Here is an 18,672-nt window from a genome sequence, read left to right as displayed (position 1 = left end):
TAAGGTTTCTAGGGCCTTGAATCGGTGTTTAAATAGACTGGCGAAGGGATTGCATCAAAGTCTTCGGGCTTTGACGTAATCCCTTTGTTGTTGTTAAAATAAACAAGAGGGGTGGATGCTAGCCATGGATGCCAAAAGAGCATTAAAAGATATACAAGCAGGTCGTCCAGCACCCGTTTATTTGTGCTACGGACCTGAGAAATATAAAATGCGCGAATTTATTCAGATTTTAACGGATTCATTAATGGGGCTAGAAGACCGGGAATTTGCAGTAAGTAAATTCGATTTGAGTGAAATGCCACTTTCATCTGCGCTAGATGATGCAGAAACATTACCATTTATGGTGCCGAAGAAACTAGTTATTGCTAAAAATGCGATGTTTTTCACTGGTGCGAAGGAAAATACGAAGCTAGAGCACAATATGGATCGCTTAACAGCCTATTTGAAATCACCTGCGGAACATACGGTCGTGGTATTCACAGTAGATGCCGATAAATTGGACGAGCGTAAGAAGATTGTAAAGGCTTTAAAGGACATGGAGGCCGCTGTGCCGTTCCTTTCTTTGAGTGCAGAGGAATTAACAGATTGGGTTGCTAAACAAGCGAAAACGCTAGGCTTTACATTCTCTGGTGGCGCGGCAGACCAGTTGATCCTGTATACCGGGGGTAATTTGCAATCGTTATCGGCCGAACTTGAGAAGATTTCCTTATATGTCGGTGCTGAGGGAGTGGCTTCGCCTGACGTTATTGATCAATTGGTCGCTCGGAGCACGGAGCAGAACGTATTCATACTTATTGAAGATATCGTGAATGTGCGGTTGGAGCGGGCATTTGTGATCTTAGAAGAGCTTCTGAAGCAGCGAGAGGAGCCGATCAAAATCGCGTCGCTTATCGCCAGACAGTTCCGGATCATGTTGCAGGTGAAGGAGCTTGGCAAGCAGGGCTATTCGCAGCAACAGATGGCTTCACAGATTGGTTTGCATCCTTTTGCGGTCAAAGTTGCCGAAGGGCAGGCCCGAAAGTACGATGGGGAGAAGCTGAGCCGAATTATGGGTGAGCTRGCTGATCTTGATTTGCAGATGAAAACGGGGAAAATCGATAAAGTGTTAGGGTTGGAACTATTTCTTCTTAGGCTCGCTGCCTAGGAAGATGATTCGTCATTAAACAGGTCCTTAAATGGAAAAAAGACTAATTCTCCTAGGAGAATTAGTCTTTTGCTTTTATGTCCGTGAATTACGCTTGAGCCGAAAGAGCGTTTAGCTTTTTAGCTAGACGGGACTTCTTGCGGTTAGCGGCATTTTTATGAATTAAACCTTTAGAAGCAGCTTTGTCTAATTTCTTAGAAGCAGAAACTAAAGCTTCAGGGGTTAAAGCTGTTTCGAAAGCTTTCACAGCAGTACGCAAAGCGGACTTGTGGGAAGCGTTGCGAAGACGACGCTTTTCGCTAACTTTTACTCGTTTAATAGCGGATTTAATGTTTGGCATGAAATTCACCTCCTACTTACAAAACACGTTCAACGTTACATTTGTATGTTTGCTGACAACTTTAAGTATTCTACCACGCAATATTTTAAATTGCAAGAGCTGTCAATAGGTTTTCAGTGGTCTTTAGTGGCGGTTCTGCTGTTCATGATCTATGTTGCTCGCTGCAATTCACTTTAGTTCACCCCAGAAACTGCGATAGTCCGATTTCCCCGAACTAAATCGAGCATTCCTTGCTTTGAGTGGCGAATAGTCAGGTTCTGCCGAACTAATTAGCCATTTTAAATGTGCAGAGGCTGATTTGAGCGTTTTCGTTGTGTGTTTTAGGACTAATTAAGTTCTGAAGAGGCAGACATTAAGATTAATTCGATAATTTCGGACTAAATGGTGTGTGGATGGGGCTGAAGTGGGAGTGCATTAGAAGTGGCAGTAACAGTAACAGTAACAGTAGCAGTAGCAGGAAACCAGCACTTGGTCACAACAAGGGAGGAGTGCGAGTCGCATCTACGACCCAAGTGTGGACCCTTGCCACGCCTTGGACTCCCGGATAAAGCCATTTTTTCTCTTCTAAGAGCMTAATGTGCTTTCTCGCAGTATCATACCCACAACGCAGCACTTCCTTGACATCCGCAAGCTTGACCGGGCGATCCAAACGTAAGGCTAACCGGAGAATATCTCTTTCTTGGCTACTTAACTGATTTATAGTAATTTCTTGCTCCCCAAATAATCTTCCTATAAGCTGCTGTATCAGCGCTTGCCAAAGACGTGGTCGTTCCCTTATGTCATCTAGGCTAATTCGCACGATGATCCATCCGTCATTCACAAGGTGCATATGTCGGACCCATTGGTTCGAGTATTGTCTTCGATCCATTTTATCATAGTGAGTCCCGTAAGGGTCGATCTCAAAAGCAATGCGAATACCCGAACGGACATAAGCAAAGTCGAGATATCTTTTACCGTCCGCGAAATCAACAATTTCATACTCTGGATGTAAATAATTGAAATGTCCAAAAGCGTTCCACCATAGATAACGGAGAAACTCTATCTCAGCAAAGGCATGACCGGTCTGTAATTTCCGTAGAGCTTCTCCTTTCCTTTTGGATTCATGCGAGTTCAACCATTCTTTGTGTGCACAGTCAAATTGATTTAAGGTCATTCCAACACTCTCCATTCCAAATAAAAATAGCGCCGTCCAACAACTCTAATGAGTAGTTGAAACGGCGCATGCTTTGCGTGTGAAGATCTAGCCTATCTAGTTACATTGAGGATATCATCACCATGCTATTCTGACAAGCATTTACAAATGTCCGATTTTCAAATCTAGCGGTTTTCAGTGGTTTTTATCTCTGCATAACCCCGCGGCATCTGTCACACAATAAGCAACACAGCGCAAGTATGAAAGGGGACCTCCAATGGACTTAGGCATATTTAACACACAGACCGATCTTGCACTCGATGCAAGGGATATGGCCCATGCAGCCAATCAGGGGCAACCGATTCCTGGTATTGAACAGGAGTTCACACGGGAAAACGGGATTCGCGTAACCAAAATTAACGTCCTGAACGAAGAAGGCTCCAAAGCGCTTGGTAAGCTTCTGGGTCATTATATAACGATTGAGGTACCTGCACTGCGGGAGAAAGATAGTCAGCTTCAAGATCGGGTGGCAACTAAGCTCGCTCAGGAGTTTGAGCAGTTTTTGCGCCAAGTTGGTATTCCGAAAAATGCGAAAGCCCTGATTATTGGACTGGGCAATGGGAATGTGACTCCCGATGCTTTGGGACCGCTCGTCGTTGAAAATATTATGGTGACGCGCCATTATTTTGAACTGGTACCTGAAGATGTGAGCCCAGGCTACCGAGCTGTGAGTGCTGTTGCGCCTGGAGTACTTGGTACGACGGGGATCGAAAGCAGCGACATCGTGCAAGGCATTGTGGATAAATCTAAACCTGATTTCATCATCGCTATAGATGCTCTGGCCTCTAGATCTTTGGATCGAGTCAATACGACCATTCAGATCGCAGATACTGGTATCCATCCAGGTTCAGGCATTGGCAATAAGCGCAAAGGTTTGACGAAGGAGAATCTAGGGATTCCAGTTATTGCGATTGGTGTACCAACGGTCGTATACGCTTCAACAATTGTGAATAATGCTTTTGATCTCATGCAGAAGCATTTCAGCGGTCAAACGAGCAATACGGGGCAGATATTTGGACTTCTCGATAATATCAATGAAGAAGAGCGGCTACAGCTTGTTAAAGAGGTGTTAAACCCCGTAGGGCACGATTTACTCGTTACCCCGAAGGAAATTGACCAGTTTATTGAGGATATTGCCAATATCATCGCCAGCGGCTTAAACGCGGCTTTACATGACGCTGTAGATGCCGATAACGTAGCTGCGTATACGCATTAATGAAATGAGAGAACTGAGCCCACTTATGTGGGGGCAGTTCTCTTTGGCGTTGGAGCTGCCTATCAAAATCAGGTAGAGAACCTCTCATCCTATCTATGATAAAAACTTCTATCGAAGCCCTTCGAGGATGAGCGACCGCGTTTTAGCAGAGAGACTTTGGTCTCCGACCAAAGATCCCTATAAATGGTTGTTTTTATCGCCAATAAGAATTTGTTCTTCCGAATCTCGGAAACTTGTAAATTCTTATGTGGTTAAAAAAAATCTAGCGAAACCTAGTTCTATCGTTCGGGCTCGTTTCATAGATTGAATTAAGATAGTTTAGGAGGCATGGTAACTATGAAATGGACATCAGCCACATGGAATTTCAGCCAAGTTCGTAAAACCTTTCAGAGCGCCAGTTCCGTCGGGAAAACGTTTATGGTTCTCAGCACCTCGACCTTAGCGCTATTCGTTCTCATTGGTCTGGGTGGTGTCCTGCAAAGCCGATTAATGTCCACATCGCCTGTTTCATCCATGAAAGGTCTCGCTGCCTCTGTCACGAATCAGTTTTTTATCGATATGTTGGGTATGGAAGTCCCTCATTTAAATAAGGATCAGAAAAAGTTCACTTTCTCCCAACACAACGTGTTTCACTTCGCTTTTCAAATGATGACGGATATTAATCCAAGTGATCCTAAGAGCTTAGTCGCAAGTGAAGTGCCTGGTATGGAGTTGAATAAGTCGACGGTATTGGTAAGAGGGAGCGAAACGAATCCAAGTGCCCCCTACGATTTAAATCCAATATCAAGTGATTTGGAAGCGGAAGCTAGATTTCCACAGCCATCGCCATCCGTAGAGCCGACACCTATTAGCTCTACATCCCCTTCACCAAACACAGTTGCACAACCACCGAAAACAGCTGGAGATAATATCGCCTTTATCTATCAAACACATAGTAATGAGTCTTTTTTACCAGAGTTGAAAGGTGTAACAGATCCAGATAAAGCCTACAGTGATAAAGTGAATATCATCTCCGTCGGGCAACGGTTAGCTCAGAATTTAGAGAGAGATGGTATTGGTGCTGTGCATTCTTCGACTGTTTATCCGAGTACTGTCAAAGGGTTTGAATATCCGTATTCGTACAAGTATTCGGCCAAAACGCTTCAGGAAGCGATGGCTTCGCACAAGGATTTACAGTACTTCTTCGATATTCATCGCGATTCAGCAGCACGTAGTAAAACAACAGCCACGATTGAAGGCAAGGATGTTGCACAGGTGTATTTTATAATCGGCGGAAAAAACCCGAACTGGAAAAAGAACGAAGAATTTGCAAGAAAAATTCATCAAGTGCTGGAAGAGAAGCATCCTGGCGTCTCAAAGGGGATTCATGCGAAAGAAGCCAGCGAGGGCAACGGGTTGTATAACCAAAATATTTCGCCAAATAGTATTCTGATCGAGGTAGGAGGGCCTTACAATACCCTTGAGGAATGCTACCGGACGACAGATTGGCTGGCAGAAGCGATATCCGAAGTTATTTTGAACGCGAAAAAAGTGGATGCACCTGTGACTACACCTAAAAACTCGTAAACGAACGAGTAACAATAAAGGAGGGAAATACAATGAGGCTGAGGCACTTTTATATCAAAGTTGGCTTGTTTGGACTCCTGCTGCTGTTTTGTATCTTGTTCGGCGTCAGTCTAGCATCCAGCGGCATGGAACGCATAGAAGGTCCTCAGCCTTCCTCCAAAGCAGCCCAACAAGTCGCTCCAACCAAGGCACCGGGAAAAGTAGTAACGACGGTTGCCCAAGCAGCGCCTACACCGACACCAGTTGGCAAAGACACGGTTGTAAAAGGGGAACAGACGACAGAACCACAAGCTGAACCTGTTGCCATTCATGACAATTCCTTGAACCGTGTAGGGAATAAATTAGGCGAACTTTTACAGATAACGGCGCATCATGGCATTAAATTGTTTATTTCTTTGTTTGATGCTGTTTTAGGCAAAGGTTAGGTGTGCATTGCTCCGACTTCTCACAACTGCTATAATGAAAATTATTTGCATGTAGTGGGGGTTAGTCTTTAGCATGACGGACATTCGAGAAAGACAACAAAGAATTCGCAACTTTTCAATTATCGCTCATATCGATCACGGTAAATCAACACTAGCTGATCGTATTCTGGAATATACAGGTGCATTGTCTTCTCGTGAAATGCAAGAGCAAGTTCTCGACCAGATGGATCTGGAGCGTGAACGTGGGATTACGATTAAACTTCAAGCGGTAAGATTGGCTTACCGTGCGGATGATGGCGTTGACTACATCCTTAACCTGATTGATACACCTGGACACGTAGACTTTACCTATGAGGTTTCACGAAGCCTTGCGGCTTGTGAAGGCGCTCTGTTGGTCGTAGACGCGGCTCAAGGAATTGAGGCTCAGACGCTAGCTAACGTGTATCTCGCATTAGAGAATAACCTAGAAATTTTACCTGTCATTAATAAAATTGATTTACCTAGCGCAGACCCGGATAAAGTTAAGCAAGAGATCGAAGACGTAATCGGGCTTGACGCTAGTGATGCTGTACATGCATCAGCTAAAGCGGGGATCGGTATTAAAGAGATTATCGAACAAATTTGCCTGAAGGTACCAGCTCCGCAAGGTAATCCTGATGCGCCGCTCAAAGCATTGATTTTCGACTCCCATTACGATAGCTACAAAGGCGTAATCGTCTACGTGCGTGTCGTTGATGGTGCGATCAAAGCTGGCTCCAAGATCAAAATGATGGCGACAGGCAAAGTGTTTGAAGTTATTGAAGTCGGTGCTTTCAAACCAAGAATGTCATCGGTTCCTTCCCTTGAGGTCGGAGATGTTGGGTTTATCGTTGCCGGTATTAAAAATGTTGGAGACACGCGTGTCGGTGACACGGTGACGGAAGCAGATCGTCCTTCACCTGATGCATTACCAGGTTACCGCCGGATTAATCCAATGGTATTCTGCGGATTGTATCCGATTGAAACGACCGATTACAACGATCTTCGTGAAGCGTTGCAAAAGCTTGAACTGAACGATGCTTCCTTACGTTTTGAGCCTGAAACCTCGACAGCCCTAGGCTTTGGCTTCCGTTGTGGATTCTTAGGACTCCTGCACATGGAAATCATTCAAGAGCGTATCGAGCGTGAATTTAACATTCCACTGATTACAACGGCACCGAGCGTTATTTATCGGATTACGTTAACGAATGGTGATGTCATGGAAATTGACAATCCATCGAACTATCCGGATCCACAACGAATTGATTTCGTTGAGGAACCTTACGTGAAAGCTTCTGTCATCGTGCCTAATGATTATGTGGGTACAATCATGGAACTTTGCCAAGGTAAACGCGGTGAATATATGAATATGGAATACTTAGATACGAATCGTGTTACATTGACTTACGAGATCCCGCTATCTGAGATTGTCTACGATTTCTTCGATATGCTGAAGTCACGGACGAAGGGCTATGCTTCCTTTGACTACGAGGTTTCGGGCTACAAGAAATCCAATCTAGTGAAAATGGACATCCTGCTTAATTCCGAGCAAGTGGATGCGCTATCCTTCATCGTTCACCGTGATACCGCGTATCATCGTGGCAAAATCATTTGTGACAAGCTCAAGGAGCTTATCCCGCGGCAAATGTTTGAGGTGCCGATTCAAGCGGCAATTGGACAGAAAATCGTGGCGCGTGAGACAGTTAAAGCGATGCGTAAGAACGTACTTGCAAAGTGTTACGGCGGTGACATTTCCCGTAAGCGTAAATTGTTAGACAAGCAAAAAGAAGGTAAAAAACGCATGAAGCAGGTCGGCAGCGTAGAAGTGCCGCAAGAAGCGTTCATGGCTGTTTTGAAAATCGACGAATAGATGCAGGGAACTCAAAGCTGGGGTGGCAGCGTACGCTGTCCCTTGGCTTTTTGTCAATTGTGACCGTGGAAAGGAACACCCTTATGTTAGTTACTTATACAACGCCTACGGCAGTGTACATTCATATCCCGTTTTGCACAAATAAATGCCATTATTGCGACTTCAACTCGTACGTGCTCAAAGGCCAACCCGTCATGGAATATCTAGATGCCCTTGAGCGTGAAATGGAGCTGACAGTTCGGAATCATCCACCTCAGAAGGTGGAGACGATCTTTGTCGGCGGTGGAACGCCAACGGTGCTGCTTCCAGATCAAATGGAACGCTTCTTACGTATCGTACGCACGTATTTCCCAGCGGATAGTACAGAAGTTGAATTTTCGATGGAAGCCAATCCGGGAACAACGGACGAAGATAAACTTGCTGTCATGAAAGCTGGCGGTGTGAATCGGATCAGCTTTGGTGTACAATCTTTTAACAATGACATCCTTGCGGCAATCGGCCGTATTCATAATACAGATGATGTGCATAGAAGCATTGCCAATGCCAAGAAACTAGGCTTCGATAATTTATCCATTGATCTTATGTTCGGGCTTCCGAAGCAAACGGTGGACATTATGCAGGCTACATTAGATGAGGCGCTGTCACTCGATTTGCAGCATTATTCGATATACAGTTTGAAAGTAGAAGAAAACACGTTATTCCACACCTTGTTCAATAAAAATCAGCTGCCGCTCCCGAGTGAAGATGAGGAAGTCGATATGTACGAGTTGATTATGAAAAGGCTGGAAGAAGCGGGTTACAAGCAATACGAAATCAGTAACTTTGCCAAACCTGGCCGCGAAAGCAGACATAATACGATGTATTGGCGCAACCGCTCTTATTACGGATTAGGCGCTGGTGCACATGGGTATATGAATGGTAAGCGCCATGTGAATGTGAAGGGCATCCAACCTTACATTGATGCAACGAAGCTTGGGTTACCGATCATGGAACAATTCGACGTGACACCACAAGAAGCGATGGAAGACTTTATGATGGTTGGCTTGCGGCTCCTAGAAGGTGTGCGAAGCAAAGACTTCATGGATCAATTCGGAGAGACAATCGAATCCCACTTCGGAACTACTTTGCAAGGCTGGATAAACAAAAAGCTGATTGAGCAAACGCCAGAAGGATATCGTCTATCCAAACACGGTATTTTGTTAGGAAATGAAGTCTTTGCCTCGTTCTTAAGCTAAACCGAAATAGCGCAAAAAACGCTTGTGCATTTATACGTATTGTTGTATATTTATACATGAATCCACAAGCGAAACAGCGGAAAGCCGCAGGGCGCTAGCGTGGCTTTTATGCATTTTTGTGTGAATGGTGGGTGGGGAAGCGTGAATACATCAACTACGGTATCCGTAAGAAAAGCTTCAGTGGATGATATCGATAAGCTTTTTGAAATTATACAGGGGTATGCCAAGCAAGGCATCATGCTGCCGCGGAGCAGGGAAATGCTCCAAGATCAAATTGATACATTTGTTGTCGCTGAATTCGATGGCTTATTAATAGGCTGCGGTTCATTGACGAGGCTGGGGCCAGATCTTGTTGAGATTCGCTCACTTGGGATGACGCCTGGCTACAAGGGTCAAGGAATCGGCGGCAAACTGGTTGATTTCTTAGTTGAAGAGGCAAGAAGTCAAGGAATTATTAAAGTTATGGCACTTACTTATGAAGTAGCTTTCTTTCAGAAAAACGGCTTTACACTCGTTCCGAAGGAGATTTTTCCTGAGAAGGTTTGGAGAGACTGTATGCATTGCAAAAAACAGTATTGTTGCGACGAAATCGCCGTACTTAAACGTTTGGATTGACTTGACAACAGACCTTAGGGTCTGTTATTTTTGTATTAGGATTTAGCACTCACTAAATACGAGTGCTAACGAAGGTGGCAAATAGTGAGAAGTGAGGAGGAGGGGTACTCATGTTGACAGAGCGCCAACGCATGATTTTAAGTGCAATCATTGATGATTACGTTCGTTCAGCGGAGCCAATTGGTTCGCGAAGTATTTCGAAGCGTGGGAATGTTGGTTTTAGTCCAGCGACCATTCGTAACGAAATGTCAGATCTCGAAGAAATGGGCTATCTTGAGCAGCCTCATACGTCCGCAGGTCGTATTCCTTCACACAAAGGTTATCGCTATTATGTCGATCATTTGTTGAAGCACGGCTCCTTGCATAGTCAAGATTTGGACTCCATGAAGGGGGCTTTCGCAGAACGTATTCAAGAGATGGAAGGTGTTATTCAGCACGTTGCTGGTATGCTATCCAGTCTTACGAATTACACGTCTATTGTGCTCGGTCCTGAAGTGTTTAGCACGACATTGAAGCATATCCAAATCATTCCGATCTCGGACACAACGGCTGTTGCGATCCTAGTGATGAATACGGGACATGTTGAAAATAAGACAGTAACGATACCCGAAGGGATTCCGATGTCGGAAATCGAGAAGGTCGTTAATATTCTGAATACTAGGCTTAAGAATGTACCTTTGGTTCAGTTTAAATCGAAGCTTTACAATGAGATTTCTAATGAGTTAAGCAAATATGTCACTGGCTATCAAGAGCTTCTTGGTCTGGTGGAAAGCGTGCTTCAAAGTGACGAGAAGGACCGTGTTTTCCTCAGTGGGATGACGAATATGCTCACACAGCCTGAGTTCAAGGATGTGGAGAAAGTGAAGAGCATTTTTGATCTACTGGAAGAAGCACCAACCCTTATCAAGTTATTTACTCCGTCAAATGAAGGCATTGAGATTAAAATTGGTGCTGAGAATAGTATTGAAGCCATATCGAATTGCAGTTTAATTACAGCTTCCTATTCCATTGGTGGTACGCCGCTTGGAACGATTGGTATTTTGGGACCTACTCGTATGGAATACGGTAGAGTTATAGGCTTAATGGAGCATCTATCGAAGCATATGGAATTGGTCCTAGGACGTTGGTATGGCAAATGACAGGAGTCAAACCTACTATGCACGGTGAAAATGAAGAACGGTACTCGACGTTAGTGAATAATGCCGCGGCTGTCAGAGCGATTTGTTCGGCTGTCGAAGGAACCTTAGGTCCTAAAGGGCTGGATACCATGCTAGTCGGCGGCCAAGGTGATGTCATTATTACCAACGATGGTGTAACCATCTTGGAAAAGATGGATGTTACCCATCCTGCTGCTAGGTTAATGATTCAAGTCGCTCGCAGTCAACAACGCCAAATTGGCGATGGCACAACGACAGCGACAGTACTTGCCGGAGCCATGGTGCAAGAAGGCGTCGCGCAAGTTACACGCGGCGTGCCCGTCGCCAAGGTTGTCACTGGCATGCTACAGGGCATTGAATTGGCCGTAGCGAGCTTGCAGGGCCGCAGTCGTCAGATTGCAGGCCTTGGAGATCGCGCGCTGCAGCGAATTGCGTATACAGCGGGGCGCGAGCAGACAGACATTGCTAAGCTTATCATCCAAGCGGCCGAGGCAGTTGGTGAGGCGAAGCTGCGCCAAGAAGGCTATCGCTTCGCGGACAGCGTGCTCGCACATGAAGAAGCGAGCAGTGAGGTCTGGACCGGCATTCTGCTGAACCAGAAGCCGATGAACCTGCACCTCGAGCACGAGCGGCGAGATGCTCGCATCCTCGTGCTGCATGATGCCCTGGAGCCTGAGGCGGTCAGCGAAGAATCGCTGGTAACCGAGGCAGGCTTCCAGCGCTACATGCAGCTCCGGGAGCTCTTCCGCAGCAGCCTCGGCTCGCTGCTGKAGCTTGGCGTCGGTCTGATTGCATCAGACCGCGGGGTTGACCCTGAGGCGGAGCAGTTCTGCTCCGACCATGGCATTCTCGTGCTGCAGCGACTGTCCCGCCGGGACTTGCAGCTGCTGAGCGAGCACACCGGCGCTAGGCCGGTGCGGCGCACGGCGCTGCGCAAGAGCGCGCCGGAGCTGAGCGCTGCGCTCGGTCACGCGGGCTATGCCGCGTATGACGAGCGGCTGGAGCGCGTGCGCGTAGCGCGCGGTCACGGCGAGCAGCACGTGACCGTGATCGTTGGCGCCGCGACGCGCGAAGCGGCGCATGAGCGCTCGCGCATCGCGAAGGACGCTGCGTCAGCTGTGCAAGCCGCCGTGCGCGGCGGGTACTTGCCTGGCGGCGGCGCAGCGGAGATGGCCGTCGCGCATGATCTGGAGCGTGTGCGCGAGACGATGAAGGGCATGGAAGGCTTTGGTGTGGCCGCTGTCGCGGGAGCACTGCGCAAGCCGTTGTCTCAAATCGTCGTGAATGCAGGCTACAATCCGCTCGAGAAGGTTGAAGAGCTGAAAGCGGCCCAGCTTGCGCAGGATACGGACAGCCTAGGGATCGATTGTGATACGGGGTTGATCACGGATTTTGTGGAAGCAGGGATCATGGATCCGACAGATGTGAAAATTCACGCTCTGCAAGCGGCTGGGGAAGTCGCTGCCGCGGTGCTGCGTATCCATACAGTGATTAAGATGAAGCAGCCTTTTGAAGAGAACTAAAGATGGGTAAACTAATGCCCAAATGGATGATGTATGTGAATCGAGTATAACTCGTGTATTATGTTTAGGAGGTGAAGGACAATTGAGTACTGGAGATAACAAAACAGTCGAACAAGACATTGACACTACATACGCAGCCGATAACGAAGCAACGACTGGAGAAGCTGTTGCAGACGTTTCCGAGGAAGCTACGGTATCTAGCGAATTGGAACAGGCGCGTGTGCAAGCTGAAGAAAACTATCAGCGTTTATTACGCGTTCAAGCGGACTTCGACAACTTCCGTCGCCGTGCAAGAGCGGAGAAGGAAGATTTCGCGAAATACGCTTCGCTAAAATTAATTGAGCAGCTACTACCGATTGTGGATAACTTTGATCGCGMGCTGTCTTCAAGCAAAGAGACGAAGGATTTCGACGCATTGGTGAAGGGCTTGGATATGACATACCGCGGTATTGATCAACTATTAACTGCTGAAGGGCTTAAGCCTATCGAAGCTGTTGGTCATCCGTTCAATCCTGAATTCCATCAAGCAGTGATGCAAGTGGAATCCGAGGAGCATGAAGAAGGTATCGTCGTGGAAGAATTGCAAAAAGGCTACATCCTGAAAGATAAGGTCATTCGACCAGCAATGGTTAAAGTTAGCGTATAAGTCTAATTTTGATCACGAAGTAATCCAAGAAGCTTATTCGACATCGAATATTGAATTCAGCCGGAAATTCCGGTGCTCACGTAGTTTACACTACGCTCTGCTCCTCATTTCCTAGCTTCTTTCAATCTTCTCGGTGCTGAAAACCTGACTAAAGGATCTTATTTCATTCTAAAAAAACTAATGACGTTCCTATGGGACATAAGGAGGATCTTTACATGAGTAAAGTAATTGGTATTGACTTAGGTACTACAAATTCTTGCGTTGCCGTTATGGAAGGCGGAGAAGCTGTTGTTATTCCAAATCCAGAAGGTAACCGCACAACGCCATCCGTTGTAGGTTTCAAGAAAGACGGCGAGCGCGTAGTTGGTGAAACGGCTAAGCGTCAAGCGATCACAAACCCAGACAAAACAATCTCCTCCATTAAGCGTCACATTGGTACGAACCACAAAGAGAACATTGATGGCAAAGACTACACGCCACAAGAGATCTCTGCAATCATCTTGCAAAAGCTAAAAGCGGATGCAGAAGCTTACCTTGGTCAAACAGTTACGCAAGCGGTAATCACGGTTCCTGCTTACTTCAACGATAGCCAACGTCAAGCAACGAAGGATGCTGGTAAAATTGCAGGTCTTGAAGTACTTCGTATCGTCAATGAGCCAACTGCAGCAGCACTTGCATACGGTTTGGAAAAAACAGAAGATCAAACAATTCTCGTTTATGACCTTGGGGGCGGTACATTCGACGTATCCATCCTTGAGCTAGGCGATGGTTTCTTCGAAGTTAAAGCAACAAGCGGCGACAACAAATTGGGCGGAGATGACTTTGACCAAGTTGTGATGGATTACCTCGTTGCTGAATTCAAAAAAGAACAAGGCATTGACCTTTCCAAAGATAAAGCGGCAGTTCAACGTTTGAAAGATGCTGCTGAAAAAGCGAAAAAAGAACTTTCTGGTGTTCTGACTACAACGGTTTCCCTTCCGTTCATCACGGTAGCAGACGGCGTACCTCAGCATTTGGAGTTGAACTTGACGCGTGCGAAGTTCGAAGAGCTTTCCGCTGGTCTAGTTGAAAGAACATTAGGACCAACTCGTCAAGCTCTTCAAGATTCCGGTTTGTCCACAAGCCAAATCGATAAAGTTGTTCTTGTTGGTGGATCTACTCGTATTCCTGCGGTTGTAGAAGCGATTAAGAAATTAATCGGTAAAGAGCCACACAAAGGTGTTAACCCGGATGAAGTTGTTGCCCTTGGTGCAGCTGTTCAAGCTGGTGTCTTGACTGGTGAAGTGAAAGACGTTGTTCTTCTTGACGTAACTCCACTTTCCCTTGGTATCGAAACAGCAGGCGGCGTATTCACGAAAATGATCGACCGTAACACAACGATTCCTACTACAAAATCACAAGTGTACTCCACTTATGCAGATAACCAAACTAGCGTAGAGATTCACGTGCTTCAAGGTGAGCGCTCCATGGCTAGCGGTAACAAAACACTTGGCCGCTTCATGCTAGGTGACATTCCTCCAGCTCCACGCGGCGTTCCACAAATCGAAGTAAGCTTCGATATTGATGCGAACGGTATCGTTAACGTGTCTGCTTTGGATAAAGGAACAGGCAAAAGCCAAAAAATCACAATCACTTCTTCCAGCGGCTTGAGCGATGCAGAAGTTGAACAAATGGTGAAGGATGCGGAAGCACATGCTGAAGAAGATCGCGCACGTAAAGAGCTTGTAGAAGCTCGTAACGAAGCTGATCAATTGGTGTACTCCGTTGACAAAACGATCAAAGATCTTGGCGACAAAGTAGACCAAGGCGAGATCGACAAAGCGAATGCAGCGAAAGAGAAAGTTACAGCAGCTCTTGCTGGCAACGATCTTGAAACGATCAAAAAAGCAACAGAAGAATTGACTGAAGTCATTCAACAACTTTCTGTTAAATTATATGAGCAAGCTTCCCAAGATCAAGGCCCAGGTCCTGATGCTGGCGCAGGCGAAGCACCTAAAGGCAGAGAAAATGTTGTGGACGCGGACTACGAAGTGGTTGACGAACCTAAGAAATAAACATATTCTAACTAAATAGAAGTTTAAAGAAGTTTTTTAAACACTGTTTGTTACGCACGGAACGTTAGAGTCAAAGCCAACTGGAGTTTCTCCACGGCTTTGACTTTCCGTTTGTAGTCTTGAACATGGGAGTGGAACAAGTGAGTAAACGTGATTATTACGAGGTGTTAGGTCTCGGGAAAAATGCTTCACAGGAAGAGATCAAGAAGGCTTACCGTAAAATGGCACGTCAATATCACCCTGACGTGAATAAAGCGGCAGATGCAGAAGATAAGTTCAAAGAAGCGAAAGATGCTTATGATGTTCTGAGCGATGATCAGAAGAAAGCTCAATATGATCAGTTCGGTCACGTAGATCCGAATCAAGGGTTTGGCGGTGGTCAAGACTTCGGCGGCGGCTTCGGGGATATCTTTGATATGTTCTTTGGCGGCGGCGGCGGTGGTAATCGACGTAATCCGAATGCACCGCAGCGCGGTAACGATTTGCAATACACGATGACCGTGGAATTCAAAGAAGCCATTTTCGGTAAAGAAATGGATATCAACATTCCGCGTACTGAAAATTGCGACACGTGTAATGGTTCGGGTGCTAAAGCAGGAACAAAGCCAGAAACTTGCGGCGGCTGCCATGGCAGCGGGCAACAAGAAGTAGTTCAGAATACAGCATTCGGTCGTATTGTGAACCGACGCGTATGTACGTCTTGTAATGGTTCTGGTAAAATCATCAAAGAAAAATGCGGAACTTGTCATGGCGCAGGTAAAGTGAAAAAGACGCGCACGATTCACATTAAGATTCCAGCGGGTGTGGATGATGGCGCTCAACTTCGCGTTTCTGGTGAAGGTGAAGGCGGTACACGTGGAGGCCCATCTGGTGACCTTTATGTTGTTATTCGTGTGAAAAATCATGAGTTCTTCCAACGTGAAGGTAACGATGTTTACTGTGAAGTGCCATTGACTTTCATGCAGGCGGCGCTTGGTGATGAAATCGAAATCCCTACGCTAACTGAGAAAGTGAAACTCAAGATTCCAGCAGGCACGCAGACCGATACGTACTTCCGTCTTAAAGGTAAAGGTGTACCGCATCTCCGCGGCTTCGGTCAAGGAGATCAGCACGTGAAAGTTATCGTGATGACACCAACGAACTTGTCGGAAGATCAGAAGGATTTGCTGCGTCAGTTCGGCAAGCAAAGCGGCGAGCATACGCATGAGCAAAGCCAGTCTATTTTTGAACGTATGAAGAGAGCCTTCTTAGGCGACTAGAGAGAGTTATAAATCAGAAAAAAACACTTTGTTTTTAGATATAGACTAACGTTTTGTAGTCTAGCTCTATGAAACGGAGTGTTTTTTTGTATTTTAGATGGAGCTTTACAAAAAGTTTGCGTTAATTTTACACAATAACATAATTTATCTGGTACTCCCTTTACATTGGACATGTAAACTTTAAATGAATAGTATTCTTTTAATAGAGAGAGGTAGATTACATTGAAGAATCAATTTAGAACACGCAAAATAATAATACCAGTTTTAGGACTTGCTCTTTTGGCTCCAAGCGTACTTCCGAATATGGCTTACGCAGCTAACGATGTCAAAGTGAAATCAGTTGATTTCGTAGGGATGGTTGCACCTACTACCCCGGAAGATATGGCAAAAATGTACTCCAGCGCTTCTGTTCAAGTTACATATACCGACGGTACTGTAAAATCGTTCCCTTTAACTTATAAAACATTGTTTAAAACTGATGAAGCCATTAATGGCACAATTGCTGGCGTATCTCAAGATAAGAATGGCAAACCGATTATGGACACGAGTGTACCGAACAACCCAACTCCGTTTGTCTCCGATGCACCTGATTCCAACTCCTTATTTAAAATAGAAGGCGCTAAGGCGACAGCGAAAGGCGGAAATCCTCTCTCTTTAATTACACACTATGAATATATAACATTAAATAATGCTGGAAAGTCAGCTTATGGTATGGTTCCCGCTTCTATGTCGCTAACCACGCTTGATCAAAATAAAACAACGGGTGAGCTAGCAGCTACAGATCTGAAAAAAGTGGATTTTAGTGGCGTAGATGGATTATGGATTCCGTGTAATGGTTCCTTAACGCCGTGGAATACACACTTAAGCAGTGAAGAATATGAGGCGGATGCTCGTGCTTTTGAAGCGGATCCTACACAAACCTATGTAAATTCATTTGCTAGAGCGTTCTCTCAAGATGATACAAAAGTAGGAAACCCGTATGCCAATGGTTATATTCCAGAAGTAACTGTTCTTGCAGATAACACAAATACGGTAGTAAAACATTATAGTATGGGGCGTTTCTCGCACGAGCTAGGTCGTGTTGCACCTGACATGAAAACTGTCTTCTTCGGTGATGATGGTGGAAATACAATGTTGTTCCTTTATGTTGCAGATAAAGCTAAAGATCTTTCCGCTGGTACACTGTATGCGGCTAAATGGATCCAAACAAGTGATGAGAATGGTGGAGCAGCGAATCTACAGTGGATTCCGCTCGGTCATGCAACGGATGCTGAGGTTAAAAGTTATGTAGATAAAGGTTTGAAATTTAGCGATATTTTCGAAACAGCTGACAAAGATACAGCAGGATTTACAAAAATCAAATCGTATCCAAGCGGTAAAGTAGAGTGGCTGAAAGTGAAACCAGGTATGGAGAAGGCGGCTGCATTCCTTGAGTCTCGCCGTTATGGTGCAGTTGTAGGAGCGACAGCTGAATTCAACAAAATGGAAGGCGTTGCAGTAAACGCCAAGGATAATAAAGTATATGTAGCGATGTCATATGTTGAGAAATCCATGGAAAAAGATACGAAAGCTACTGATCCAACAGACGATATCCAAGTCAAAAAAATCAGAGCTGGCGTAACCTATGAGCTTGATATGAAAGGCGGACAAACTGATCGCAGCAAGCAGCCAATTAACAGTGAATACGTTCCTTCTATGATGAAGGGTCTAATTGTTGGTCAAGATTTGGCAAAAGCCGATAGCAAAGGGAATACGGCAGTTGAGGATCTTGTTGCGAACCCTGATAATCTATCTTACTCAGATGAGTTAAGAACTTTGTTTATTGGCGAAGACAGCGGCATGCATGCGAATAACTTCACTTGGGCTTATAACGTAGATACGAAAAAGCTTTCTCGTATTCTTTCTATTCCAGCTGGTGGAGAAGCTACAGGACTGCAAGTAGTAGATAACTTGAATGGCTTCAGCTACGTCATGAGCAATATGCAGCATCCCGGAGATGAAATGATTTTGCCGGAACCGCTGAAAGGCCAAGTTGATGCAATTATTAATAAGATCTATGACAATAAGCGTGCTGGCAGCGTAGGCTACATTAGTGGAATCCCAACTTCAGGCCAAATGCTGGAGTGGATGTCTACGGATAAGTCTCTATCTACTCTCCGTGATATGGCTGAGGCTGTTGGCGCAACGGTAAAATGGAATGAAGCGGATCGTAGCGTTACAGTGACCAAAGGCAGTCATTCCCTGATTGTAAAAATTAATGATAATTTAGCTATGGTTGATGGTCAATCCGTTCAATTGCCGTACGCAACTCGTATTGAAAACGAAAAAACGATGATGTCTACATCTGTTCTGAGCAGTTTCTTAAATCGTTAATTTTATCGAATTTGGAAGAGATCATTGCGGTGCATTTCG

Annotated in this window: 15 protein-coding genes; 13 read left to right on the top strand and 2 right to left on the bottom strand. The window is 45.4% G+C overall.

Going from position 1 to position 18,672, the window contains the following annotated elements; all coding sequences use genetic code 11:
• Positions 1–124: 124 nt before the first annotated feature.
• Positions 125–1,144 carry a DNA polymerase III subunit delta gene (holA, locus tag AB4114_RS21590; RefSeq protein WP_441990307.1) on the top strand — a complete coding sequence of 340 codons (1,020 nt, stop codon included), beginning with the start codon at positions 125–127 and terminating at the stop codon, positions 1,142–1,144.
• 88 nt (positions 1,145–1,232) lie between these two features.
• On the opposite strand, the gene rpsT is transcribed toward holA, so the two are convergent.
• Both rpsT and AB4114_RS21580 read right to left on the bottom strand, forming a co-directional pair.
• Positions 1,233–1,484 carry a 30S ribosomal protein S20 gene (gene rpsT, locus AB4114_RS21585; RefSeq protein ID WP_056609803.1) on the bottom strand — a complete coding sequence of 84 codons (252 nt, stop codon included), beginning with the start codon at positions 1,482–1,484 and terminating at the stop codon, positions 1,233–1,235.
• A gap of 472 nt (positions 1,485–1,956) precedes the next feature.
• A complete protein-coding gene (locus AB4114_RS21580; protein WP_441990306.1) occupies positions 1,957–2,637 on the bottom strand; it encodes a DNA-binding response regulator in 681 nt (226 codons plus the stop codon).
• A 256-nt stretch (positions 2,638–2,893) separates the two neighbouring features.
• On the opposite strand from AB4114_RS21580, the gene gpr reads away from it, so the two are divergent.
• The 12 genes from gpr to AB4114_RS21520 all read left to right on the top strand — a co-directional run bounded on the left by gpr (position 2,894) and on the right by AB4114_RS21520 (position 18,633).
• A complete protein-coding gene (gene gpr / locus AB4114_RS21575; protein ID WP_441990305.1) occupies positions 2,894–3,892 on the top strand; it encodes a GPR endopeptidase in 999 nt (332 codons plus the stop codon).
• Positions 3,893–4,228: 336 nt separating this feature from the next.
• Positions 4,229–5,458: a stage II sporulation protein P gene (gene spoIIP, locus AB4114_RS21570; protein WP_441990304.1), complete on the top strand. Its 1,230-nt coding sequence runs from the start codon at positions 4,229–4,231 to the stop codon at positions 5,456–5,458.
• Between the two features lie 32 nt (positions 5,459–5,490).
• Positions 5,491–5,883, top strand: a complete 393-nt coding sequence (locus AB4114_RS21565; protein ID WP_441990303.1) for a hypothetical protein — start codon at positions 5,491–5,493, stop codon at positions 5,881–5,883.
• Between the two features lie 73 nt (positions 5,884–5,956).
• Positions 5,957–7,771, top strand: a complete 1,815-nt coding sequence (lepA, locus tag AB4114_RS21560; protein WP_436235820.1) for a translation elongation factor 4 — start codon at positions 5,957–5,959, stop codon at positions 7,769–7,771.
• A gap of 83 nt (positions 7,772–7,854) precedes the next feature.
• The gene (gene hemW, locus AB4114_RS21555) at positions 7,855–9,006 is read left to right on the top strand and encodes a radical SAM family heme chaperone HemW (protein ID WP_441990302.1); all 1,152 of its coding nucleotides are present in this window, start codon (positions 7,855–7,857) and stop codon (positions 9,004–9,006) included.
• Positions 9,007–9,147: 141 nt separating this feature from the next.
• On the top strand, positions 9,148–9,621 hold the full coding sequence (locus tag AB4114_RS21550; protein WP_312886367.1) for an N-acetyltransferase: 474 nt from the start codon (positions 9,148–9,150) through the stop codon (positions 9,619–9,621).
• A 110-nt stretch (positions 9,622–9,731) separates the two neighbouring features.
• Positions 9,732–10,760 (top strand): heat-inducible transcriptional repressor HrcA, encoded by a 1,029-nt coding sequence (hrcA, locus tag AB4114_RS21545; RefSeq protein WP_441990301.1) that lies wholly within the window; start codon positions 9,732–9,734, stop codon positions 10,758–10,760.
• Positions 10,761–10,777: 17 nt separating this feature from the next.
• Positions 10,778–12,301: a TCP-1/cpn60 chaperonin family protein gene (locus tag AB4114_RS21540; protein ID WP_441990300.1), complete on the top strand. Its 1,524-nt coding sequence runs from the start codon at positions 10,778–10,780 to the stop codon at positions 12,299–12,301.
• Positions 12,302–12,383: 82 nt separating this feature from the next.
• Positions 12,384–12,947, top strand: a complete 564-nt coding sequence (grpE, locus tag AB4114_RS21535) for a nucleotide exchange factor GrpE (RefSeq protein ID WP_441990299.1) — start codon at positions 12,384–12,386, stop codon at positions 12,945–12,947.
• 215 nt (positions 12,948–13,162) lie between these two features.
• On the top strand, positions 13,163–15,001 hold the full coding sequence (gene dnaK, locus AB4114_RS21530; protein WP_441990298.1) for a molecular chaperone DnaK: 1,839 nt from the start codon (positions 13,163–13,165) through the stop codon (positions 14,999–15,001).
• Positions 15,002–15,126: 125 nt separating this feature from the next.
• On the top strand, positions 15,127–16,260 hold the full coding sequence (dnaJ, locus tag AB4114_RS21525; RefSeq protein ID WP_441990297.1) for a molecular chaperone DnaJ: 1,134 nt from the start codon (positions 15,127–15,129) through the stop codon (positions 16,258–16,260).
• A gap of 222 nt (positions 16,261–16,482) precedes the next feature.
• Positions 16,483–18,633: an alkaline phosphatase PhoX gene (locus AB4114_RS21520; RefSeq protein ID WP_441990296.1), complete on the top strand. Its 2,151-nt coding sequence runs from the start codon at positions 16,483–16,485 to the stop codon at positions 18,631–18,633.
• Positions 18,634–18,672: the final 39 nt, after the last annotated feature.

It is taken from the genome of Paenibacillus sp. 2RAB27 (assembly GCF_052115445.1).
Classification (GTDB): domain Bacteria; phylum Bacillota; class Bacilli; order Paenibacillales; family NBRC-103111; genus Paenibacillus_E.
This window is presented reverse-complemented; position numbering and strand designations above follow the sequence as displayed.

Excerpts from the sequence above, each read along its gene's own strand:
- hemW (WP_441990302.1), top strand. The coding sequence starts at position 7,855 with ATGTTAGTTACTTATACAACGCCTACGGCAGTGTACATTCATATCCCG.
- dnaJ (WP_441990297.1), top strand. The coding sequence starts at position 15,127 with ATGGGAGTGGAACAAGTGAGTAAACGTGATTATTACGAGGTGTTAGGT.
- AB4114_RS21565 (WP_441990303.1), top strand. The coding sequence starts at position 5,491 with ATGAGGCTGAGGCACTTTTATATCAAAGTTGGCTTGTTTGGACTCCTG.
- gpr (WP_441990305.1), top strand. The coding sequence starts at position 2,894 with ATGGACTTAGGCATATTTAACACACAGACCGATCTTGCACTCGATGCA.
- hrcA (WP_441990301.1), top strand. The coding sequence starts at position 9,732 with ATGTTGACAGAGCGCCAACGCATGATTTTAAGTGCAATCATTGATGAT.
- rpsT (WP_056609803.1), bottom strand. The coding sequence starts at position 1,484 with ATGCCAAACATTAAATCCGCTATTAAACGAGTAAAAGTTAGCGAAAAG.
- spoIIP (WP_441990304.1), top strand. The coding sequence starts at position 4,229 with ATGAAATGGACATCAGCCACATGGAATTTCAGCCAAGTTCGTAAAACC.
- lepA (WP_436235820.1), top strand. The coding sequence starts at position 5,957 with ATGACGGACATTCGAGAAAGACAACAAAGAATTCGCAACTTTTCAATT.
- dnaK (WP_441990298.1), top strand. The coding sequence starts at position 13,163 with ATGAGTAAAGTAATTGGTATTGACTTAGGTACTACAAATTCTTGCGTT.